25 protein-coding genes and 1 pseudogene are annotated in these 22305 nt (G+C 48.0%); 15 read left to right on the top strand and 11 right to left on the bottom strand.

The features are described 5' to 3' along the window. Positions 1-53 precede the first annotated feature (53 nt). The 3 genes from ACWJJ4_RS10465 to ACWJJ4_RS10455 are packed head-to-tail and all read left to right on the top strand — an operon-like array spanning position 54 to position 2078. Complete coding sequence (locus ACWJJ4_RS10465; RefSeq protein ID WP_003155162.1) at positions 54-254, top strand: DUF3311 domain-containing protein; 201 nt, start codon at positions 54-56, stop codon at positions 252-254. After that, on the top strand, positions 251-1720 hold the full coding sequence (locus ACWJJ4_RS10460) for a sodium:solute symporter family protein (RefSeq protein WP_069013558.1): 1470 nt from the start codon (positions 251-253) through the stop codon (positions 1718-1720). Before ACWJJ4_RS10465 ends, ACWJJ4_RS10460 begins: the two co-directional genes overlap by 4 nt. 40 nt (positions 1721-1760) lie before the next feature. Then, complete coding sequence (locus ACWJJ4_RS10455; protein ID WP_003155166.1) at positions 1761-2078, top strand: YbjQ family protein; 318 nt, start codon at positions 1761-1763, stop codon at positions 2076-2078. Between the two features lie 32 nt (positions 2079-2110). Here ACWJJ4_RS10455 and ACWJJ4_RS10450 read toward each other — a convergent pair whose 3' ends face one another. Continuing rightward, on the bottom strand, positions 2111-2380 hold the full coding sequence (locus ACWJJ4_RS10450) for an excalibur calcium-binding domain-containing protein (protein ID WP_003155168.1): 270 nt from the start codon (positions 2378-2380) through the stop codon (positions 2111-2113). A 195-nt stretch (positions 2381-2575) separates the two neighbouring features. Between ACWJJ4_RS10450 and ACWJJ4_RS10445 the strand changes: the two genes are divergently transcribed. After that, on the top strand, positions 2576-3286 hold the full coding sequence (locus tag ACWJJ4_RS10445) for a YrpD family protein (RefSeq protein WP_003155170.1): 711 nt from the start codon (positions 2576-2578) through the stop codon (positions 3284-3286). Positions 3287-3419: 133 nt separating this feature from the next. Here ACWJJ4_RS10445 and ACWJJ4_RS10440 read toward each other — a convergent pair whose 3' ends face one another. From ACWJJ4_RS10440 to ACWJJ4_RS10430, 3 genes are all read right to left on the bottom strand, one after another. Further along, positions 3420-3791, bottom strand: coding sequence for an iron chaperone (locus ACWJJ4_RS10440; RefSeq protein WP_032874386.1), 372 nt, complete (start codon positions 3789-3791; stop codon positions 3420-3422). A gap of 26 nt (positions 3792-3817) precedes the next feature. After that, entirely contained in the window at positions 3818-4186 is a 369-nt protein-coding gene (locus ACWJJ4_RS10435) for an iron chaperone (RefSeq protein ID WP_063174179.1), read from the bottom strand. A 145-nt stretch (positions 4187-4331) separates the two neighbouring features. Beyond that, positions 4332-4910, bottom strand: a complete 579-nt coding sequence (locus ACWJJ4_RS10430) for a competence protein ComK (RefSeq protein ID WP_003155179.1) — start codon at positions 4908-4910, stop codon at positions 4332-4334. Positions 4911-5225: 315 nt separating this feature from the next. On the opposite strand from ACWJJ4_RS10430, the gene ACWJJ4_RS10425 reads away from it, so the two are divergent. Continuing rightward, entirely contained in the window at positions 5226-5459 is a 234-nt protein-coding gene (locus ACWJJ4_RS10425) for an IDEAL domain-containing protein (RefSeq protein WP_003155181.1), read from the top strand. 30 nt (positions 5460-5489) lie between these two features. Here the strand turns inward: ACWJJ4_RS10425 and ACWJJ4_RS10420 are convergent, their stop codons facing one another. After that, entirely contained in the window at positions 5490-6347 is an 858-nt protein-coding gene (locus tag ACWJJ4_RS10420; RefSeq protein WP_007610477.1) for an SDR family oxidoreductase, read from the bottom strand. A 124-nt stretch (positions 6348-6471) separates the two neighbouring features. On the opposite strand from ACWJJ4_RS10420, the gene ACWJJ4_RS10415 reads away from it, so the two are divergent. The 7 genes and pseudogenes from ACWJJ4_RS10415 (at position 6472) to ACWJJ4_RS10385 (ending at position 13251) form a co-directional block, all read left to right on the top strand. Continuing rightward, positions 6472-7995, top strand: a complete 1524-nt coding sequence (locus ACWJJ4_RS10415) for an FAD-dependent oxidoreductase (RefSeq protein WP_454021634.1) — start codon at positions 6472-6474, stop codon at positions 7993-7995. After that, positions 7911-8651, top strand: a pseudogene (locus tag ACWJJ4_RS10410) (protoglobin domain-containing protein); the annotation flags it as partial. The gene ACWJJ4_RS10415 and the pseudogene ACWJJ4_RS10410, both read left to right, overlap by 85 nt. A 243-nt stretch (positions 8652-8894) precedes the next feature. After that, complete coding sequence (locus tag ACWJJ4_RS10405; RefSeq protein WP_369719112.1) at positions 8895-9410, top strand: methyl-accepting chemotaxis protein; 516 nt, start codon at positions 8895-8897, stop codon at positions 9408-9410. 130 nt (positions 9411-9540) lie between these two features. Then, positions 9541-10098 carry a biotin transporter BioY gene (locus ACWJJ4_RS10400; protein ID WP_326374960.1) on the top strand — a complete coding sequence of 186 codons (558 nt, stop codon included), beginning with the start codon at positions 9541-9543 and terminating at the stop codon, positions 10096-10098. 11 nt (positions 10099-10109) lie between these two features. Further along, positions 10110-11546 carry an acyl-CoA synthetase gene (locus ACWJJ4_RS10395; protein WP_326374961.1) on the top strand — a complete coding sequence of 479 codons (1437 nt, stop codon included), beginning with the start codon at positions 10110-10112 and terminating at the stop codon, positions 11544-11546. Next, positions 11534-12625 carry an acetyl-CoA C-acyltransferase gene (locus ACWJJ4_RS10390; RefSeq protein WP_454021633.1) on the top strand — a complete coding sequence of 364 codons (1092 nt, stop codon included), beginning with the start codon at positions 11534-11536 and terminating at the stop codon, positions 12623-12625. The genes ACWJJ4_RS10395 and ACWJJ4_RS10390 overlap by 13 nt, the downstream gene beginning before the upstream one ends. A gap of 50 nt (positions 12626-12675) precedes the next feature. Beyond that, positions 12676-13251, top strand: coding sequence for a histidine phosphatase family protein (locus ACWJJ4_RS10385; RefSeq protein WP_007610462.1), 576 nt, complete (start codon positions 12676-12678; stop codon positions 13249-13251). Between the two features lie 14 nt (positions 13252-13265). On the opposite strand, the gene ACWJJ4_RS10380 is transcribed toward ACWJJ4_RS10385, so the two are convergent. Further along, the gene (locus tag ACWJJ4_RS10380; protein ID WP_326374962.1) at positions 13266-14144 is read right to left on the bottom strand and encodes an ABC transporter substrate-binding protein; all 879 of its coding nucleotides are present in this window, start codon (positions 14142-14144) and stop codon (positions 13266-13268) included. Between the two features lie 487 nt (positions 14145-14631). On the opposite strand from ACWJJ4_RS10380, the gene ACWJJ4_RS10375 reads away from it, so the two are divergent. Beyond that, complete coding sequence (locus ACWJJ4_RS10375; protein WP_003155195.1) at positions 14632-15780, top strand: S8 family peptidase; 1149 nt, start codon at positions 14632-14634, stop codon at positions 15778-15780. 44 nt (positions 15781-15824) lie between these two features. Here ACWJJ4_RS10375 and ACWJJ4_RS10370 read toward each other — a convergent pair whose 3' ends face one another. Then, a complete protein-coding gene (locus ACWJJ4_RS10370; protein WP_003155197.1) occupies positions 15825-17075 on the bottom strand; it encodes a M48 family metallopeptidase in 1251 nt (416 codons plus the stop codon). 154 nt (positions 17076-17229) lie between these two features. Between ACWJJ4_RS10370 and ACWJJ4_RS10365 the strand changes: the two genes are divergently transcribed. Continuing rightward, a complete protein-coding gene (locus ACWJJ4_RS10365) occupies positions 17230-17625 on the top strand; it encodes a hypothetical protein (RefSeq protein WP_003155199.1) in 396 nt (131 codons plus the stop codon). Between the two features lie 47 nt (positions 17626-17672). Here the strand turns inward: ACWJJ4_RS10365 and ACWJJ4_RS10360 are convergent, their stop codons facing one another. The 4 genes from ACWJJ4_RS10360 to ACWJJ4_RS10345 form a co-directional block, all read right to left on the bottom strand. Then, the gene (locus ACWJJ4_RS10360) at positions 17673-19214 is read right to left on the bottom strand and encodes a fatty acid--CoA ligase family protein (RefSeq protein WP_014304738.1); all 1542 of its coding nucleotides are present in this window, start codon (positions 19212-19214) and stop codon (positions 17673-17675) included. A 131-nt stretch (positions 19215-19345) separates the two neighbouring features. Then, on the bottom strand, positions 19346-19990 hold the full coding sequence (locus ACWJJ4_RS10355) for an SDR family oxidoreductase (protein ID WP_003155203.1): 645 nt from the start codon (positions 19988-19990) through the stop codon (positions 19346-19348). 80 nt (positions 19991-20070) lie between these two features. Beyond that, on the bottom strand, positions 20071-21066 hold the full coding sequence (gene lplJ, locus ACWJJ4_RS10350) for a lipoate--protein ligase LplJ (protein WP_003155205.1): 996 nt from the start codon (positions 21064-21066) through the stop codon (positions 20071-20073). Positions 21067-21078: 12 nt separating this feature from the next. After that, positions 21079-21813 carry an MBL fold metallo-hydrolase gene (locus tag ACWJJ4_RS10345; protein WP_014304736.1) on the bottom strand — a complete coding sequence of 245 codons (735 nt, stop codon included), beginning with the start codon at positions 21811-21813 and terminating at the stop codon, positions 21079-21081. 151 nt (positions 21814-21964) lie between these two features. On the opposite strand from ACWJJ4_RS10345, the gene yhfH reads away from it, so the two are divergent. Continuing rightward, positions 21965-22105, top strand: a complete 141-nt coding sequence (gene yhfH / locus ACWJJ4_RS10340; RefSeq protein WP_012117221.1) for a protein YhfH — start codon at positions 21965-21967, stop codon at positions 22103-22105. The last annotated feature ends 200 nt before the right edge of the window (positions 22106-22305 follow it).

Here is a 22305-nt window from a genome sequence, read left to right as displayed (position 1 = left end):
ATGATTTTCTTTATAATCGGGACACGCTGTTTTCAATGAAAAGGAGGAATGTTATGAAACTGATTCATGTTCTCGCCGCCCTGCCCTTTTTCGGAATTCTCGCCGGCATTCCATTTGCCAACCGGGTGACGCCTTATGTTTTCGGAATGCCTTTCATTCTCGCATATGTCGTCATCTGGGCGGTGCTGACTTCCGTTCTGATGGCCGCCGTTTACAAATTGGACAAAGAAAACAAGGCGGGTGAGACGGAATGAATGCAGCATTTCCCGTAATGGCCGCCGTGCTCCTGTTTTGTGTATATCTCGGAATCCGGGCCCGAAAAGGAAAACATATGGACCTTGAACAATGGACGGTGGGCGGACGCGGCTTCGGCACGATGTTTGTCTTTTTATTAATGGCGGGAGAAATATACACGACCTTTACATTCCTCGGCGGAAGCGGATGGGCTTACGGAAAAGGAGGCCCGGCCTTTTATATTATCGCGTACGGCTGCCTTGCCTACATTTTGTCATATTGGCTTCTGCCAGCCGTGTGGACTTACGCCAAACAACACAAACTGATGTCGCAATCAGATTTTTTCATTTCAAAATACAACAGCCCGCTCCTCGGCATTCTCGTATCGCTCGTCGGCATCGCATCCCTCATCCCCTATCTCGTCCTGCAGCTGAAAGGGCTCGGATTAATTGTTTCAGCAACGTCATACGGACAGATTCCGCCCTCCGCCGCTGTCTGGATCGGCGCTGTCTCCATCACGATTTATGTGATGATTTCAGGAATCCACGGTTCAGCGTGGATATCCGTCGTCAAAGATATCATGATTTTAGGCATCGTCCTGTATTTAGGTATTTATCTGCCCATTCATTATTACGGCGGGTTTACGGAGATGTTCAAACAAATTGACGCCGCAAAACCCGGTTTTCTCACGCTGCCGGAAACCGGACAGAGCGTTTCCTGGTTCAGCTCAACGGTTTTGCTGACCGCCCTCGGCTTTTATATGTGGCCTCATACCTTTGCCGCTTCCTATTCGGCGGAGCATCCGCGGGTGTTTCGGAAAAACGCGATCATCATGCCTCTTTATCAGCTCGTCCTGCTGTTTGTCATCTTTACCGGATTTGCGGCGATTCTGCAGGTGCCCGGTTTAAAAGGGGCGGACACGGATCTCGCCTTATTAAAGCTGTCTGTGAAAACATTTGATCCCTGGTTTGTCGGGCTGATCGGATCGGCGGGCATCCTGACGGCGCTTGTACCCGGTTCAATGATATTAATGGCCTCAAGCACGCTGTTCGCCAAAAATGTGTACAAAGCCATTCTGCCCGGCACGACTGACGAAAAAGTCTCACGGCTCGCAAAATACGCCGTACCCGTTATCGCGCTGATTTCTGTATATTTTACGCTGAAAGGCGGAAATACCATCGTCACCTTGCTTTTAATGGGCTACAGCCTTGTCACCCAGCTTTTCCCCGCCCTCTTATTCAGCCTGCCGAAGCGGCGTTTCATCACAAGCCACGGCGCTTTTGCCGGCATAACGGCCGGGGTCGGAACAGTGGCCTTCATTACGCTGACCGAATCAACCGTCGGAACCCTCTTTCCGTTTCTTCCGCAGATCATTAAGGATATGAATACAGGCATCATCGCGCTGGTTCTGAACATTGCCGTCATGTTTGCCGTCAGCGCCGCAGTCAGAAAAAAACAAATCAGCGCAGCCGAAAAGGCGGCTTAATGATAAAATAGCGGTAAGACACATGAAGGGGGAAAGCCGCATGATCATGACAACGACCGAAACCGTCGCCGGAAAACAGATTACGGAAGTAAAAGGCTTGGTGACAAGCAGTATCGTCCAGTCCCGTCACATCGGAAAAGATTTGCTTGCAGGCTTAAAATCTGTCGTCGGCGGCGAATTGAAAAGCTATACCGAAATGCTGGAAGACTCCAAAAAAGCGGTGAAAGAGCGGCTGATCAGAGAGGCGGAGCAGCTCGGAGCGAACGCCATCGTCGGCCTGCGGTTCGAACTGACCGCAGGACAGAACACATCCGAATTAATCGGATACGGAACCGCCGTCACCGCCGAATCCATTTAAAAAAACAAGCCTCTTTAAAGAGGCTTGTTTTTTTATTTCTCACATGCGATATAGTCTTTATCCCGGTCAAGTCTTTTATTTGCATTATAAAGCGCTTTTGATACATACGGCTTGTACTTTGTTCTGCCGCCCTTGTTTTTCACTTTCGACGATTTGGCCACGCCGCCCTTATACACCTTATTCAGCGCCTTACAGTTTTGATACGTTTTTACCTTTGTTTTCGCTTCTGCCGTCTGCCCCGCTCCGTATGAACAACCGAATACCAGGCCGAAAGACAAAAGCACAGCTGCCGTCTTTTTCATTTCTATCCTATCCCCTTTCCTGAATCATGTTGTGTGACTGAACATATCATAGTTCAAATAATCTCCATTTACAAGATAAATAGGAAAATAGTTTCAATTTACGTCCGCCCGTATATCTTTTATGGAATTTTTCCCAAAACCTTTTATAATATGAATTGATAGCGCTATCTGACTATGATGATAGGAGGAGAAATGATGATGAAAAAAGGGCTTGTTGCGGGTGTTCTCACTACAGCCGTTCTATTCGGCGCATGTACGGCGGATATTCCGGGGGTGATCAGTCCAAATACGGCGGAAGCGGCGTCCCAGCTCAGTAAAGGAATCGGCGGAAGGGCCTATCTGAACAGCACGGGCTCAGTTCTCGTCACGAAAATTCAGCTTCCAAGCTCGATTCAGGTGTCAAATGGGACAGCCTATATTTACTCAGGATTTACCGGAGGCACAGAGGCTGATATCGGGCTTCAGTACAGTGACACCTATCATGTATGGAAACCGATCATGAAAGTCGGTTCAAAGGGACAAGGCCAGGTCCGGTATCTGGAAGGAGAAAGCCAATTCACTTATACGAAAGGCTTCCGGCCCGGCAGCACCGTACAGCTGACCATTTACAAAAATCTGAACGGCAATACCCGCGCCACATATTGGGGCACGAATAATGACGGATACACCGGCCGCATCATCTCAGAACTCGCCCAAACAAATGTAGGCTCTGTCTCAAAATGGAAAGCGCTCGCCACCGTCGCGGTCACATCAGAGGATCAGCGCCCTTACATCAAATCAAACTTCTCAACAGCCTTTACGAACATCACGATCGACAATAAAGCAGTCACACCTGTGATTGATACACAGGATTTTGCCAAATTGACAGTGTCAGGAAGCAGCGTCAGCATGTCTGTCGTCAAATAAAGAATTTTGAACGCACGATTTCTGTCATCGTGCGTTTGTGAGGGTCTGCCGGATACGCAAATCCCTTATTTTTCGGATTACGTTTAATAAAAAAACAGCCCTCCTCAGGGTTGTTTTTTTAACATTTCTTTCGTTATTTCCGCCAAAACGCTGAGCAGTCCGCCTTATCCTGAACATTGAATTGAATCATGCTTTCAAGCAGCTCATAATGCACCGGTTCAGTCCATTGAATTCTGAACAAACGGGAAGTAGCGCTGTAGCCGGCACGGGCAATGTCGTCGGCAAAATGCGCAATTCCAGCTTCTTCGGGAGAAACACTTACATGATGCTTTGCTGCCGCAAAGCCGATAATAAACGTGCCGTGATCGGTAAACATCGGCGTGTTCCACTTGATCTGCGGTGTTAAACCCGGGAATTGCTCAGCCGTCCACGACAGGATTTCCTCCATTCGCAGACGATGATCAGGGCTGTCGATACTTGATAAATAGTCTTTGAAAACGTCCATGTCTTCCTCCTTCAACATCACGTCCGCTAGCGCCAAAACCCCGGATTTTCAGCTTTTTCCTTGATGTTAAATTCGATGATCTTCTTAAGCAGATCATCGTGCACCGGATCAGTCCACCGAATTCTGAACAGGCGTGAAGAAGCGCTGTACCCGGCTTGGGCGATGTCATCGGCAAAATGCTCCATCGTCTCTTTTTCAGGTAAAATGCTCAAATGATTTTTTGCCGCGGCAAACATAATGATATAGGTGCCGTGATCGGTAAATGTCGGTTTGTTCCACTTGATCTGCGCTTCTAAGTTCGGAAATTGGTCAGCCGTCCACGACAAAATTTCCTCTGCTTTGAGACGGTGATCCGGGTTATCGATTTCTGATACATATTTTGCAAACACATCCATGCCCATCTCTCCTAAAATGAAATATCATTACTCTTTACATCATCATAGCCAACAGACGGACACGATACAACTCTATCCGGGCATGTAAATCGAAAAAAGCCCTTCCCAAAAGGAAAGGGCCCGTCCCTTCACATCACAGCTTTCTCTAATATCTCTCCCCCAGCTCCCGCAAAATAAAGTCGTAGATCATTCTTGTCCGCTCTTCTTTCGGATACAGCATGAATTCCTGCCGCTTCGGGATATGACTGCCCATCCTGTCCTGAAAAGTGGTTCTGAGATAGGCGGTTCTGTAAACCTGATTTTCAAAAGAATGATAGGATACTTCCAGTTCCATCGTTTTGCCGTTTGAGAACGTGACCGCTGTGTCATCAAATGCCGTCGGTTGAAAATCTTTAACGTGCACATGAGATATCCAGCCGCATTGAGGCCTTGCAGAAGAAAGTGTAGGGAATAAAAAGATGTGATTTGAAGGGTCCACCATAATCGGCGGCTTGTGAGAAATTTTAATCGCTTCATATGTTCCTGCTTTTCTCCCGGCATAGCTGGAGCCAAAGTAGCGGCAGCTTCTGTCGATGATGTGAATCGGCTTCATGCTGACATACAGAATGCAGTCTTTTTCAATGACCTTCGACCCCATTTTACCGTCTATTTCCTCAGGCAAAACAGCAATGGTTGAACGATTTACTTCGTAGCTTTCTAAGGGTGCGTGTGTTTTCTGGCACATGATGTGCAGCCTCCAATCCTTTTCTTGAAAATTTATACTAATAATCTATCATCTGTCATTGGAAAACGACAGGTTTTTTTTGAATATAGCTAAAAATCACCTTTTAAAGCTGTAATTTAGTCTTAAATTACTATTTAAATATTATTTTTCTTTTTCATTTCACCTCATTTATACAATGATCATTTTCGTTTTTTCGTCAATTTGCAGGATATGTCGATATATTTCCAAGTATTAGTTGTCTAAAGATTATAAAAATTAATTGATTTTTCCGGCCGTTATCCATATACTATAAAAAAGGCATTGGGGGGATTCTTTATGAAAGAGAAAAAGTCGTACACTGAGCTCATGAAGTCCCGCAACACGGAAAAAGCAAACGAATTCGATGTGACAATGGCCGATATTTACATTCAAATGGTGCTTGATGAATCCTTGTATAAACGCCGGATCGCCATGCTGACAATGCAGATTAATAAGGCGCTTGATGATAAAAATAAAGAAGCGTTCCTCACGCTTTCAAAAGAATATGCCGCTCTCAAACAGAGTGAATAAGCCAATCCATATGGATTGGCTTTTTTTACATTATCCGTTTACGATGGTGCCGCCGTTCACATGAATCGTCTGTCCCGTGACATAGGAAGAATCATCGCTTGCTAAGTACAAATAGCTCGGCGCCACTTCAACAGGCTCTCCCGGGCGCTGCATCGGCACGTCTGAGCCGAAGACTTCCACTTCCTTCGCCGAGAAGCTCGCCGGGATCAGCGGCGTCCAGATCGGCCCCGGCGCCACTGCGTTTACCCTGATGCCCTGAGTGACAAGAGATTGGGAAAGAGATCTTGTAAACGTGACGATCGCCCCTTTTGTCGCTGAATAGTCAATCAATGTTTTGTGGCCTTTATAGGCGGTAATGGAGGCCGTATTAATGATTGAACTTCCTTTTTTCAGGTGAGGGAGCGCGGCTTTCGTTAAGTAAAACATTGAAAAAATATTCGTCTGAAACGTTCTGATGAGCTGGTGGCTCGTGATTTTCTCAATCCCCGGCTGCACGTGCTGCTCACCCGCGTTGTTGACCAGGATGTCAATGGAAGGAAAGGCTTGGCCCGCCTGGCGGATGACATCATTGCAAAAGGCTTCGTCGCCGACATCCCCTGCGATCAGCAGACACTTCGCCCCCTCTTTTTCTACATATTGCTTCGTCTCTTCGGCATCCTGATGCTCATCAAAGTAAACGATGACCACATTAGCGCCTTCCTTCGCGAATAAAACGGATACGGCGCGGCCGATCCCGCTGTCTCCGCCCGTGATGATCGCCGTTTTCCCTTCAAGTTTTTTCGCCGCTTTCGGTTTGTCAAAAACGGGGCGCGGGTCCATTACATATTCAAAGCCCGGCTGCCGGTTTTGATGCTGCGGCGGCAAGGTTTTCTTCTTCTGATTCGCCATTTTGATCACTCCTTTACATTAATTACTATATTATGAGTAATTTGAGCATCTTATACGAATTTCATGTATGAACAGAGTCTTATTGGAAAAATTAAGAATATACAACAGAGGAGGTAAATCTGAATTGACTACTTTTTCAAACGAGGAACCGGCTTCCTATTGGCAAGCAACAGCTGACATTCCTTCCTTTCCCGCCCTCACTGAAGATACGGAATGCGACGTTGCGGTTATCGGCGGAGGAATTACGGGTCTGACAACGGCATACGAACTGACGAAAAGAGGTTTCCGTGTCGCTGTCATTGAAGCAGACCGGATTTTAAACGGGACGACCGCGGGCACGACCGCAAAAATCACCGCCCAGCATGATTTCATCTATGCCGATCTTATTCAGCAGATCGGCCTGACCAGCGCAAGGCTGTATTTCGAAGCCCATCTCCGCGCCATGGAAGACATGAAGCAGATCATCAAGGACCTTTCGATTGACTGCAGACTGATTGAACAAGACGCATATCTTTACACGAATACAGAATCAGGCGTCAAAAAAATCCGCAGTGAGCAGGAAGCTTATACCAAGCTCGGTATTGAACATGAGCTTGTGAAAGAACTTCCCGTCCCCGTTGATTGCAGGCTCGGCCTTGCCATGAAGAATCAGGCGCAATTCCATCCGCTTTTATATGGTGCGGCGCTCGTGAAAGAGATCGTTAAAAACGGGGCGCGGATTTTTGAACAGACGGCTGCGATCGACATAAAAAAAGAACCGCAGCCGGAAGTGGTCACGAAAAACAGACACGGCATCAAGTGCAGCTACATTGTCTGCTCTTCCCACTTTCCTTTTTATGACGGAGGCGGGCTTTATGCCGCCAGAATGTATGCCAGCAGATCCTACGTACTCGCGGTAAAACCGAAACAAGCGTATCCGGACGGGATGTATCTCAGCATAGACAAGCCGTCCAGATCACTGCGATACACCGATTTGAACGGTGAAAAACTGGTGCTTGTCGGCGGTGAAAGCCACAAAACAGGCCAAGGAAAAGAAATGTCCGGGCATTACGAAGCGCTGAAACAATTTGCGGAAGACACAATCGGAGTTGAAAGCATCCCATATCATTGGTCTGCACAAGACCTTGTCACCATTGACAAAATTCCGTTCATCGGTCCCATCTCAGGCGATGAAGAACATATTTTGGCGGCGACCGGTTTTAAAAAATGGGGAATGACAAGCTCAGCGCTCGCCGCGAAGCTTTTGGCTGATCATATCCAAAACAAAAAGAACCCGTTTTCCGGCCTGTTTATTCCGTCACGCTTCCACGCAGATCCCGGACTGAAAAAACTGATTTCCTATAATGCCGACGTGGCCAAACACCTTATCTCGGGCAAACTTGAGAGGCCGGACGCTTCGCCTGAGAGTCTTGGGCCCGGGGAGGGAAAAATCGTAACGGTAAACGGCAAACGGGCCGGCGCCTATAAAGATGAAAAAGGCTGTCTGCATCTTGTCGATACGACATGCACCCATTTAGGCTGTGAGGTTGAATGGAATGACGGCGAACGGACGTGGGACTGTCCATGTCACGGGTCCCGGTTCACACCCGACGGCGGGGTTGCCGAAGGTCCCGCCATCAAGCCGCTGAAACGTCTCACCCAAGATTGACTAAACCATTCTGTACGAATGGTTTTATTTTTTTCCGCATTAAAATATTTTTATCAGATTCCTTCATTCAAGTTCCTTCCAAACCGATAAAAAGAAAAAGAGAATATCTGGGGGAACTTATATTGTTATTTAAAAAAGACCGCAAAAAAGAAACAGCATATTTTTCAGAAGCCGATGGAAAAAAACGCATCGCGCTTTCAAATCAATATGCAGATGTCCAAAAACAGCTGAAAATGGTCAGGCTCGGAAACGAAGAACTTCATGTACTTGAAGAGCTGCAGCCGTTAATTAAAGAACATATCTCAACAATCGTCGATTCCTTTTACCGAAATCTGGACCACGAAAAATCATTAATGACGATCATTAACGACCACAGCACGGTCGAGCGCCTGAAAAAAACATTACGGCGTCATATCCATGAGATGTTCGCCGGCACAATTGATGATGAATTCATTGAAAAAAGACAGCGCATCGCTTCCATCCACTTGCGGATCGGCCTTGAACCGAAATGGTATATGGGAGCGTTTCAGGATCTGCTTCTGTCGATGATGAACATATATGAAGCAACCATTCCGGATTTGCATGAGCTTTTAAAAGCGATCAAAGCGACGACGAAAATATTGAATCTTGAACAGCAGCTCGTCCTTGAAGCATTCCAGACTGAATATAACTGCCAGCGTGACGAACAAGAGGAAAAGAAAGCCCGCCTTCATCAGAAAATCCAGGAAACATCCGGATCACTCGCTGATTTGTTTTCAGAAACGAGCAGAGCCGTGCAGGAGCTGGTCGATAAATCCGAGGGCATTTCCGAGGCGTCAAAAGCCGGCACCGTCACTTCCGTACATGTCGAAGAAAAATCAATCGGCGGGAAAAAAGAGCTTGAAAGCCAGCAGCAGCAGATGAATAAAATCGACGCCAGCCTCCTGCAGATTGAAGAAGAAATGGACAAGCTGAATGACATTGCCCAGCAGATCGAAAAAATCTTCGGCATCGTGACGGGGATCGCCGAGCAAACGAATCTCCTGTCACTCAACGCTTCAATAGAATCCGCGAGAGCCGGGGAGCACGGCAAAGGGTTCGCCGTTGTGGCGACGGAGGTAAGGAAGCTTTCAGAGGATACGAAAAAAACCGTTTCCACCGTATCAGAGCTTGTGAACAATACCAATACACAAATCAACATCGTGTCCAAACATATCAAAGATGTAAACGGACTTGTAAGCGAAACGAAAGAAAAAATGACGCAGATCAACCGTCTGTTTGATGACATCGTCCAAAGCATGAAAACGAGCAAAGACCAGACAGGCAAAATCGACGTTGATTTGCAGGCCTTTCTCGGCGGCCTTCAAGAAGTCAGCCGCGCCGTTTCCCACGTTGCATCATCCGTTGATTCACTTGTTATCCTTACAGAAGAATAAAGATAAACCGACCGGCCTTTTTCATAAAGGGCCGGTCTTTTTATTGTCAACTCAAAATATAATAGAGTTGACATATATAAAGACTCGCTTTATTGTATAAACATATTTTGATAAGCTGGAGGAATACATAATGAAATTGACAGAAATGATGCATATTGCCGTGTTTACCGCCATTATGGGACTTTTGGGGCTGCTCCCGCCGCTTTTCTTATCCTTTACGCCGGTTCCGATTACGCTCCAGACGATCGGTGTGCTCTTATCGGGAAGCATCCTGAAACCGAAAGCGGCGTTTTTAAGCCAATTGCTTTTTTTGCTGATTGTGGCATGCGGAGCACCTCTCCTTTCAGGCGGAAGAGGCGGGTTCGGGGTTTTTTTCGGGCCGAGCGCCGGATATCTCATCGCATATCCGCTGGCGGCATTCCTGCTGAGCCTCAGCATCCAAGGCCTTCGCTCAGCTGCTGTCCCCCATTTGTTTATCAGACAGTTCTTGTTCGGCGTGCTGTTTTTGTATGTCATCGGCATTCCCATTCAGGCTTTTATAATGCACATTGATATCTTGACTGCCGTAAAGCTCAGCCTCATCTATGTGCCCGGAGATCTGCTTAAAGCGGCCGCAGCCTCATTCGCAGCCGTAAGAATCAGAAAAACTCTTCAAGCTAGCCGGCTTTTGCCGACGAAAGGAAGCTGATTTTAGTCATCATGATTACATCATCATATTCAGATACAGCCGGACAAGCGCCGGAACAGATCGCGATTCAGACAGAAACAGAACAGATCAACTATCAAACTTGGAACAGGCTAGTAAACCAAACCGCAAACTGGCTTGGCAGCCTTTCAGGTAAGCCGGAAAACATTGCACTATTACTGCCGAACGGCATCCCTTTTTTACAACTTTTCGCAGGGGCGGCGCATGCCGGCTGCACGGCGGTTCCGTTAGATCCCCGCTCGGCTGCGGCGGAACTCGCGGACCAGCTCCACATCAGCAAAACCGATCTCGTCATCTGTGACCGCCGGCTGAGCGGCAGACTGGACGGCATCAAAACGCCTGTCATCCTGTGGGATGAATGCAGGCCTTTGATCGAGGCGGAAAAAGCAGAAGGCGCTTTTATCAAAAACACCGGCCTGCCCTTTTATACCGGATTCACCTCGGGATCGACCGGTAAGCCGAAAGCCTTCACCCGCTCTCACCGTTCGTGGCTGGAGAGCTTTTCTTGTACGAAACGTGAATTCGGCATTTCCCCTGATGACAAAGTGCTGGTGCCGGGCACGCTGCGCTCATCACACTTTTTATACGGCGCTGTCAGCACTTTGTTTATCGGCGGAACCGTCCTCCTTCAAAGAAAATTCAATCCGGCCGGAATGAAAGACCGGCTCAGACAAGCTGACGTTCTATATACCGTTCCGACAATGACGGACGCCCTGCTCTCACTAGAGGCGTTTCCGGATACACCGCTCAAGGTGATTTCTTCCGGTGCAGACTGGCCTGCTTCGTCTAAACAAGCGCTGTCAGAGCGCTATCCCCATTTGCGGTTGTATGATTTTTACGGAACGTCTGAGCTGAGTTTCGTGGCGTTCTTATCGCCTGAAGACAGCGCCCGAAAGCCTGACGCGGCGGGCCGTCCGTTTGAAAATGTTACAATCGAAATCCGCCGGCCCGGCGGGGAACGCTGCATGCCGGGCGAAACGGGGAAGATTTTTGTGAACAGCCCGATGAAATTTTCCGGATACATCAACGGCGCAAAGCCTGATGATTCCGGCTGGATGACGGTTGATGACATGGGATATATCGATCATGAAGGCTATCTTTATATCGAAGGACGTGAAAACGGGATGATCGTATCAGGCGGCCTGAATGTATTCCCGGAAGAGATAGAACGTGTGCTCAACCGCTGTCCGGGCGTCAGAAAAGCGGCCGTCATCGGCATCCCTGATGATTATTGGGGCAGCATCGCCGTTGCGGTGATCGACGGACATGCAAATGTAAAGGAACTGAAGAAACAGTGCCGCGAGCAGCTGGCAGCATATAAAATCCCGAAAAAATGGCTGTTTTCAGAAATACCGGAAACAGCCGGCGGAAAGATCGCCCGTGCCGCCGTACAAAAGCAGGCAAAGGACATGATGGAATGGAAGCTGTAATTACGGATGCGAAGCGGACGATTTTCGCCCGGGAAAACGGCCTGTTAAAAGACTGTCTCCCTGAAGATTTGGCAGCTCCGCTGATCCGACATTTGAGCCGGAACATGCCCGAAGACATTGATGAAGTCCTGCTCGGAAACGCGACGGGCCGCGGCGGGAACCTCGCCCGGCTGTCAGCCTTGGCCGCCGGGCTTCCTTTGAGCGTGTCCGGTACGGCCATCGACAGGCAGTGCGGTTCCGGATTGGACGCCGTGAGAATCGCGTGCCACTTTGTTAAAGCCGGCGCGGGGAGCACATACATCGCGGGAGGAGCGGAGAGCAGCAGCCGTTCCCCTTTCTCATCCCGGGCGCGCTTTTCTCCTGAACACATCGGCGATCCTGATATGGGCATAGCGGCCGAGTATACGGCACAGGCTTACGGCGTAACGAGAAAGATGCAGGACGAATATGCCCTTCTCAGCTATGAACGGAGCGTCAAAGCGCACGAAGACGGCTTGTACCGCCGGGAAATTCTCCCCTGCCACGGATTCGCCTCTGACGAAAATATGCTGAAAAAGCGGAACATGGCGCCTCTCATCGCCCGCGCCAAACCCGTCTTTCAGCCCGGAGGCTCTGTCACCGCCGCCAACAGCTGCGGAATTTCTGACGGGGCGGCGGCAGTTTGTGTGATGGAAGAACAAAAAGCGCGGTCTCTCGGTTTAAAGCCGGGATTGCGTTTTATCGGAAGCGCGGTAAGCGGCGTCCATCCGCATTATCCGTCAGCAGCTCCGGTTTATGCCGTCAAAAAGCTTTTGAAGGAACGGGACCTGTCACCGGATGATATTGATATATACGAAATCAACGAGGCGTTTGCCGTCAAAATATGCGTTTTTTCACAGCAGCTTCAAGTGCCGTATTCTAAAATAAATGTCCGGGGCGGCGCTCTGGCCGTCGGGCATCCGTACGGGGCTTCCGGGGCGGCGCTTGTCACCCGGCTTTTTCATGAAGCAAAAAGACGTCCTGATGCCCGCTATGCAGCAGCAGCGATCGGCAGCGGAGGCGGAGTCGGACTGGCGCTTCTCTTTGAAGTGTTAACGTAACGGCAGTATAATAGATGATATCGATAAAAAATGATCGGAGTGGAGACTTTATGACTGCCGTTTGTTTAGTAAGACATGGAGAGACTGATTGGAATGCCCAAAAGAAGCTTCAAGGTAAATCGGATATTCCGTTAAATGCGACGGGAGAGCGTCAGGCGAAAGAAACAGGAGAGTACTTAAAGGGGTCCGAATGGGATGTCATCGTCTCAAGCCCGATGAAACGGGCCAGAAAAACGGCTGACATTATTAACGGGTTTTTGAATCTTCCCATTGTCGTCATGGAAGATTTCAGAGAACGGAGCTACGGTGATGCGGAAGGAATGTCTTTACCGGAACGGTCGAAGCGCTACCCGGATAAAAACTACCCGAACATGGAGACCGCAGAAGAGCTGACAGACAGAATGCTTGCCGGTTTAGTGAAAGTTCAGGAGCGGTTTCCTGAGCAAAAAGTACTGATCGTCGCTCACGGCGCAGCCATTCACGCCCTCTTGTCCGCCATTTCTGACGGTGATACCGACATACAAAACGCAAAGCTTGTCAATGCGTGCCTGAGCAATATCGAACGAATTGAAAATAAGTGGCGCGTCAAAGATTACAATGTAAGCAGCCACCTATCAGAATCATAACAAAAAGGCCCGAATTAGTTTTGGGCCTTTTTGGCGAGCATTTTTTTCTGCAGATCATGTAATACGGCGTCCGCACCGTCAATGCTCCGGCGCTCCGTCCATACCGCCCTGTCCGCGCGGTAAACGCGGCCGTTTTTTACGGCAGTCAGCTGTTTCCAGAGGTGATTTTTTTCGAGTTCTTTCTCACCGTCCAATAGTACGATGTAATCAGGATCGATATGCAAAAGCTGCCCGGGCGTCATTTTGATAGCGCCTGATTTCCCGCCGGAATCTGTCTGGACCGCATATGTAAACCCTGCAAGCGTCATAAGCCGGGATGTGAAAAACCGGTCATCCTTTACGGAAATGCTGCCATTTGCAGCGTCAATTAATAAAATCGTGCCGCCTTCTGCATCCAGCTTTCTTTTGATGTCATTCAGCTTTTCTTCCTGAGCCGACAATTGTTTCTCTATGATGCCCTCTTTACCGACCGCCTTTTCAATGGTAAGGGCAGCATCAACCGCATCCTGATAATCCGCAGCTTCATTTTTTAAAGCGATTGTCGGAGCGATCTTTGTCAGCTCATGGTATATCCCCCTGTGCAGGCTTGAGTCTGCAATGATGAGATCGGGTTTTAACGAAGTGATCTTTTTCAAATCGGGATGTGACGGAGGCCCGACGGACGGACTGCCGTCGTTTCGCTCTTTCCGGTTATCCGCCGCGGCCGCCGGCTTTATGCCGAGATCATGGAGGGTGTCAATAAAGCCCTCATTCAATACGGCGATGCGCTGCGGGTGCGCAGCCACATGCGCGGTCCCCAGATCGTGCCTGACGGCGGTTTCATGTTCCCGTTCTGAGCATGCCGTTATGAAGAGAACGGATAAGATCATCAGCATACTGAAAATTGGTTTCATCTGTTCCCCCTCTTTCGTTTTTCCGCAATTATATCATTGACAATATAAGTATCAATGATATTCAATATCATTATTTTCATAAAATGGTTTCACAGCTTTCTCCGTCAAGAAAGCCAAAGACTGATTCATGCCGGCCGCTTTATTTCATTCCGCTTTCGTTTCCATCAGACTTCTGCATTCAACAAAAGGTGACATTTATCCTGTTTTTGCCTCAGCTTCCAAAAATGGAATCAAACCGTTCGACCCAGTAAACAAGAGAGCGATTGCGGCTGTGTACAAATACTCATGTCCTTCCATCGGTTTTTTCCATTAAAATTTAAATATTTCGGGTTCCTATTAAACGAAAGAGAGATGATATACCTAAATAGAAATAAAACAAACTGAAAAAAATTGGGTCTACTAAAATATTATTCCATACTATACAATTAATCCACAGAATAATCTGTCTATTGGTTATTCTGCAAATGAAAAAAGGAGTGGATAAAGAGTGAGAGGCAAAAAGGTATGGATCAGTTTGCTGTTTGCTTTAGCGTTAATCTTTACGATGGCGTTCGGCAGCACGACTTCTGCCCAGGCTGCAGGGAAATCGAACGGGGAAAAGAAATATATTGTCGGATTTAAGCAGACAATGAGCACGATGAGCGCCGCCAAGAAAAAAGATGTCATTTCTGAAAAAGGCGGGAAAGTGGAAAAGCAATTCAAATATGTAGACGCAGCTTCAGCTACATTAAATGAAAAAGCTGTAAAAGAGCTGAAAAAAGACCCTAGCGTCGCTTACGTTGAAGAAGATCACGTTGCACAGGCGTACGCGCAGTCCGTGCCTTACGGCGTATCACAGATTAAAGCCCCTGCTCTGCACTCTCAAGGCTTCACCGGATCAAATGTTAAAGTAGCGGTTATCGACAGCGGTATCGATTCTTCTCATCCTGATTTAAAGGTAGCAGGCGGAGCCAGCATGGTTCCTTCTGAAACAAATCCTTTCCAAGATAACAACTCTCACGGAACTCACGTTGCCGGTACAGTTGCGGCTCTTAATAACTCAGTCGGTGTATTAGGCGTTGCGCCAAGCGCATCTCTTTACGCTGTAAAAGTTCTCGGCGCTGACGGTTCCGGCCAGTACAGCTGGATCATTAACGGAATTGAGTGGGCGATCGCAAACAATATGGACGTTATTAACATGAGCCTCGGCGGACCTTCTGGTTCTGCAGCGTTAAAAGCGGCAGTTGACAAAGCCGTTGCTTCCGGCGTCGTAGTGGTTGCGGCAGCCGGTAACGAAGGCACTTCCGGCGGCTCAAGCACAGTGGGCTACCCTGGTAAATACCCTTCTGTCATTGCGGTAGGCGCTGTTAACAGCAGCAACCAAAGAGCATCTTTCTCAAGCGTAGGTTCTGAGCTTGATGTCATGGCACCAGGCGTCTCTATCCAAAGCACGCTTCCTGGAAACAAATACGGCGCGTACAATGGTACGTCAATGGCATCTCCGCACGTTGCCGGAGCGGCTGCTTTGATTCTTTCTAAGCACCCGAACTGGACAAACACTCAAGTCCGCAGCAGTTTAGAAAACACCACTACAAAACTTGGTGATGCTTTCTACTATGGAAAAGGGCTGATCAACGTACAGGCGGCAGCTCAGTAAAACATAAAAAACCGGCGTCGGCCATGGCCCCGCCGGTTTTTTTATTATTTTTCTTCCTCCGCATGTTCAATCCGCTCCATGATCGACGGGTGGCTCCCTCTGAAAATTTTGACGAGAAACGGCGGGTTGACCCGGCTCAGTCCCGTATCGGCCAAGTCCTGAAACGTCTCAATCGCCGCTTCCCGGTTTCCGGTCAGCTCGATGCCGTAACGGTCGGCGGCGTTTTCCTGATACCGGGAGACGGCGTTCGTAATCGGATCAGAAGCAAAACTGAGAACGGATATGAGCAGCAATAACAGCGGGAGGGCGGCCAGATCTTCAGGCCCCTTTATATGAAGCATTCGGCCGAAGAATTTGGACAGCCGCTTATAAAGCTTGTCAATGATATAAAACCCGGCTAATGACAGCAGCAGATACCCGGCCAGTCCGATGTACACGTGCTTCATCACATAGTGCCCCATCTCATGCCCCATAATGAACAAAATTTCCCGATCCTTCAGTTTGTTAAGCGTCGTATCCCACAAAACGATCCGCTTATTCGAACCGATGCCCGTCACATACGCATTCAGCGCATTCGTTTTCTCCGACATATTTACTTCATACACATGGCTGGCCGGAATGTCGGCCTTGTCGGCAAGCGACAAAATTTTGCTTTCCAGCTCCTTGTCTTTCAGCGGATAGAAATCATTGTATAAAGGATCAATCACGACCGGCTGCAGGAAAAACAAAAACAGGGTAAACGGCACAGTAAGACACCAAGCGTAAAACCACCATTTTTTTGTATGCTTTGTGATCAGCCAGTAAAACACAAGCACACACACGGCAAACAGCGGAAAACTGATCCAGAAATCAATGACATGGTCTCTTATCCAGCTTGCTGCTGTCTGCGTCGAAATATGATACGCAAGCGAAACCCGATATCCGATCCACTCAAGCGGAAGCGAAGCCGCCGTAACGATGAGTGAAATCACAAATACGAAGCTTACGATTTGCAGCACCCGAAAGCGCACCGCTGCTTCCAGCCAATGCTTTATTTTTTTGGCAAGCCCCGTAATGAGCAGCAGAAAAAATAAAAACCAATCTAACGGCGCTCCGATGAAAAATAAAAAATCCTTTACATTTGAGAAGTTTTCAGCGGCTGCCAGGCGGCCCGGGTCCATAAACGAGGACGGATCGGCTTTTGTTCCCTTTACGGCCTCCGGGACGGCGGAGTCTCCTGTCATAAAGAAATACCAATAGAAAAAAAGGCCGTACAGCACATAGGCAAGTCCCGCTGCCGCTATCCATTTGCGCATGGAAGTCTCCCTCCTTAGCCTTATGACTTACTCCTATTGTAAGCATAAATGCAAATAAATAGAACCAAGCCTCCGAAACGGATGTTAATCTTTTCACAACAGAAAAGAATGGAACAACAGGAAGCGGGAAAGACTAAAAGACGGAGTGATGAATATGAAAAAAATAATCGCGTTTATTGTAGTAATCGCCCTTTTGGTTATTGCTTTCTTCTATGTATACAGCCGGACCGGCGATGTGTTTCCATCAAGCAACGCAGATCTGATTATTCTGTCAGAGCACGGAAAAAAAGAAATCAAAATTAAAGACAGGCAGAATGTAAAAGATATGCTCGATATCTTGAACCAAGGAAAACAAGTCAAACTGACCAAAAGCGTGTCTCCCGATTACGACGGAACGGTCAAATACCATGAAGACCGTTTTGATTCATTCAGCATGTGGCTCGAAAGCGGCAATTATATGATGTACAAGTATAAAAACACGTATTACAAACTGACCCGGCATGATACGAAGCTTGTGCAAAGCATCATTAAGGAAGAATCGCAGAGCTGACCGGATCAGCATGTAAAAGCGAAGCCCCCGGCTTCGCTTTTCGTCCGTCATTTCGGAAGCATGTCCCGGACCGCCCTTCTCAGCAGCTTCCCGGTCGCGTTCTTCGGAATCTCATCAAGAAAAACCACTTCCGCCGGCCGCTTATATTTTGCCAAATGTGTTTCACAGTAATCGAAAACCGCCTGCTCTGTCAGCTCACCGTCCGCAGGCACTATATAAGCATGCACCGCTTCCCCCGTTTTGGCGTCAGGAACGCCGATGACCACGGCTTCTTTAATGCCCTCATGGCTGTAGAGCACTTCTTCTACTTCGCGCGGATAGACGTTGTATCCGCCGACGAGAATCATATCTTTTTTTCTGTCGACGATATAAAAATAACCGTCTTCGTCGCGCTTCGCCAAATCACCCGTGTACAGCCAGCCGTCTTTCAGCGCGTGCTCCGTCTCCTCGGGCATCTTGTAATAGCCTTTCATCACATTCGGCCCTTTCACGATCAATTCTCCCACTTGATGGTCGGGCAATTCGCGTCCGAGCGTATCGACGACTTTATTTTCGACATGTAAAATATTCGTCCCGATCGAGCCGGGCTTTCTCCCCCGGTCAAACGGATTAAAACAAGTAACCGGAGACGCTTCAGAAAGTCCGTACCCCTCCAGAATGGTGACGTCAAAGGTTTGTTCAAACGTCTGCAACAGAGCGACCGGCATGGAGGCCCCGCCTGAAATGCACAGTCTGACGGACGCAAAATCCTCCGCCTTGCCGTGCTCGTATTGATACAGATAGTTATACATCGTCGGAACGCCGGCAAAAATGGTTGCCTGACGGCTTTTAATCAGTTTAAACACAGAAGCCGGGCTGAATTGCGGCTCGATTAAGACACACGCTCCGCTCATCAGAGGCGCATTCATACAAACGGTTAAACAAAAAACGTGAAACATCGGCAATGCCGCCACAATTTTGTCTTTCTCATTCATTCCTAAGTATCCGGCGACATCATTTGCATTGGAGAAAAGATTCTGATGGGTGAGCATGGCGCCTTTCGGTTTTCCGGTCGTCCCTGAGGTGTATAAAATGACGGCAGTATCGTCTTTGGACAATGTCGGATAAGTTCTGCTGCGCTCCGCCGGGCGGAGCATTTTTGTAAACGTTGTCATTTTTAAGCGCAATTGAGGGTCTTCTGTCGATGGAGCGTTCTCTGCTGTCTGGCTGATAATGATATGCTCCAGCAGCGGCAGCGAGCCGTGCAGGCTTTCAAATACGGGAATTAATAGGTCGATGCCGGCGATCGCTTTGACATCGCCGTTTTTCAGCATGTATGCGATTTCTGAAGGTGTGTATGCCGGATTAACAGGTATGACGACAATTCCCGCTTTTAACGCGCCGAAAAACGCAATAACAAAATCAGGCGTATTTCCGAGCAGCAGCGCGAGATGATCCCCTTTTTTCAGTCCCCTGTCCTCCAAGCCGTTTGCAAATGCTTTGATTTTACCTGCCAGCTCCTCATACGTCATGTACTGATCTTGAAACAGACAAGCTGGTTTTTCCGGTTTCTGCGATGCCGTTTCTTCCAATTTGGAAACCAGATTCATTTTCCCACCCCTTTAAAAATATAATGAATGAATAGTCATTCATTTATCCGGAATAAACGTTCACTTTTATTATAGAAAAATATAGAAAAACACTCAAGGGCAAAAAGCCCCGAGTGCCGTAAAACCGGAAACTATAATTGTTTCAGCGCTTCACTGACCGGCGTGCCGCCCGCTGTCAGATCGAACGCTTTTTCATACGTATTCGGTTCATCAAGGGATGCGATAACGGTCTTGGCGACATCGTCTCTTGAAATGGAGCCTCTTTCTAAATCGGCTGCGGCTTTGATATTTCCCGTGCCGGGATCATTTAATAACCCGCCCGGCCGGATAATCGTATACGTCAGACCGCTCGCTTCAAGAATTTTATCCGCATAATGCTTTGCGGCATAATACGGCTTCAGCGCTTCATTCCAATTGTCGCGGTTATGAGCCTGAAGGGCGCTTACCATAATGAACCGCTTGATGCCGGCCTTCTTTGCCGCTTCTATCGCTTTCGCCGCTCCGTCAAGATCAATCAGAAGCGTCTTATCGTATCCGGTGCTTCCTCCTGATCCGGCGGTAAACACAATCGCGTCACAGCCTTCAGCGGCTTTCGCGATGTCTTCCGTGCTTCCTTCCAAATCTGCAAGAACGGCTTCTGTTCCCGCGGCTTGAAGCGCTTCTTTCTGCTCTTCTTTCCGGACCATCGCCCGCAGCGTATGCGTGCCGTCTTTTTGAAACAGCCCGGTCAGACGCTGTCCGATCTGTCCGTTTGCTCCGATGAGAAATACTTTCATCATGATCCCTCCCCATTCATTATGGTTCTATCATTTCACAAAAACGGGCGCTGATTCAAATCATGCGTTCGGCAAATGTTCTAATAAATCAGCTCGAGGAAATCTTCCAGCTCTATTTTGCCGAAATACTGTTTCAGATCGATTCCGGCCAGCGCCTCCCTGATAGCGGTTCTGTCATACTGTTTTCCGGTCAGCGCCTGTTCGACTTCACTCACATCTTTCGCACCGAAGAAATCACCGAAAATTTTGCAGTCCTGAATGATTCCTTTTTTCACTTCAAGACGCAGATCAATCGATCCGACCGGATAACGTTTCGAATGCTGAAGGTTGAATGCGGGCGACCTTCCGAAATTCCAGTCCCAGTTTTGATAGCGCTCTTCGGAAATCTTCCGGATCGCTTTCCAGTCTTCATCGGTCAGTTTATATTCCGGCACTTCGGAAAGATCATTTGTATTAAAAATATGGTGAAGCAGATGCTTTTTGAATTCGTCCGCCGTCATTTTGTCATCAAGAAACTCGCTGATATTGGCGACACGGCTTCTGATTGACTTAATGCCTTTTGATTCGATTTTGTCTTTTTTCACTTTCAAGGCTGACACGACATGATCAATGGCGGAATCCAGCATTAATGTTCCGTGGCTGAAAATACGCCCTTTCGTCGAAAATTGAGCGTTGCCGGAAATTTTTCTGCCGTCCGCGACGATGTCGTTTCGGCCGCTTAATTCAGCTTCCACACCGAGCTGGCGCAGCGCCTGAATAACGGGTTCGGTGAATTTTTTAAAATTGTGGAAGCTGTCGCCGTCATCCTTGGTGATAAAACTGAAATTCAGATTCCCGAGGTCATGGTAAACCGCGCCGCCTCCTGACAGCCTGCGGACGACGATGATTCCGTTATCTTCTACGTATTTCGTATTGATTTCTTCTATTGTGTTTTGGTTCTTCCCGATGATAATCGACGGCTGATTGACGTAAAACAGCAGGTATGTCTGTTCAGGGTCGAGATGTTTCACGCAATATTCCTCGATTGCGAGGTTGATCCTCGGGTCGGTTATGTTTTGGTTGTCGATAAATAACATGGTGCTCCTCCTTTATTTCTCCCACTTCAATCCGGAAGCGGCGATTGTCACTTCGCCCCCGAACACGGATTCCGCTTCTTCTTTCAGCTTCCGGTGCTCGCCGAAATGAGGCAGATGTGTGAGAATCAGCTCCCCCGCTCCGGCCTCCTCCGCGATACGTCCGGCTTCCAAACTGTTCATATGGCCGGCTGACGTGCCGTCCTGGTCCGCGTAAAAATTGCACTCGCAGATCAGCAGATCGGCATTTTCCGCAAACGGGATAAACGCGTCCTGGTAGCTTGAATCAGCCGTATACACAACAGAAGCTGAACCGTCAGTAATCCGCATCGCATAACAAGTGACCGGATGCACCGTTTTCAGGAAGGTAATGGTGAACGGCCCGGCAGAAAGCGGGCGGTCCGGCTGATAGGCCACTCCTTTCGTATGCGTTTTATATGTAAGACGCTCAAACTGTTCTATATCAGCATCATGCCCGTAAATCGGCAGTGCATGCGTCCCTTTTCCGAGAAAGGAGCCGACCTGTTTGGCAAATTGAAGCGGCCCGATATCAGCGATGTGATCATGGTGATAATGGGACAAAATGACGGCATCAAGCTCTTCTGCCGGAACATAGGCAAACAGCTTTGATAATACGGCGCTTCCGCAATCGACGAGCAGAGAATAGCCGCCGGACTGAAACAGATAGCCTGAAGTTGCTTCGTTTGCGGCCGGAAACCCGCCGCAGCATCCAATAACTGTAACTTTCATATGACCCTCCGAATGTTTATGATAAAAAGATCCTTTCCTCCAATATACCTATTTTTCGTACAAATTGCATGTTTTAAACATTGTGCCAAAACAGCCGTTGATTTTCCAAAACTGTTATAATACAATGTAGAGACAAAACAATGAAAGAGGGATGGGTATGTTGGAAAAGATGTCGGATTTTTTCAGAAATTTACCCGGTAAGAAATGCGAAGAATGCGGAAATGAGATTGTTGAGCAGTATGAGTGTCACATTAATCTGTGCAATGACTGCTTGAAAATTAAGGATATGTGACAATAGGGCGCCGCACAATTCTAAGTTGTGCGGCGCCCGTTTTTTTCAGCCGTCATCATACTTTCTGAATAGGGCGTTATTCACCATTATTAGCAATTATCTGTACGTTTTAAAAGATTCAGTATTTTCAATCTATATTTTTCTATAGACGGATTGTTTTCTTTTCTATTATAATTTGTTCTAATAGCTATCTTTTTAGA

The organism is Bacillus sp. JK62 (assembly GCF_053663455.1).
This window is presented reverse-complemented; position numbering and strand designations above follow the sequence as displayed.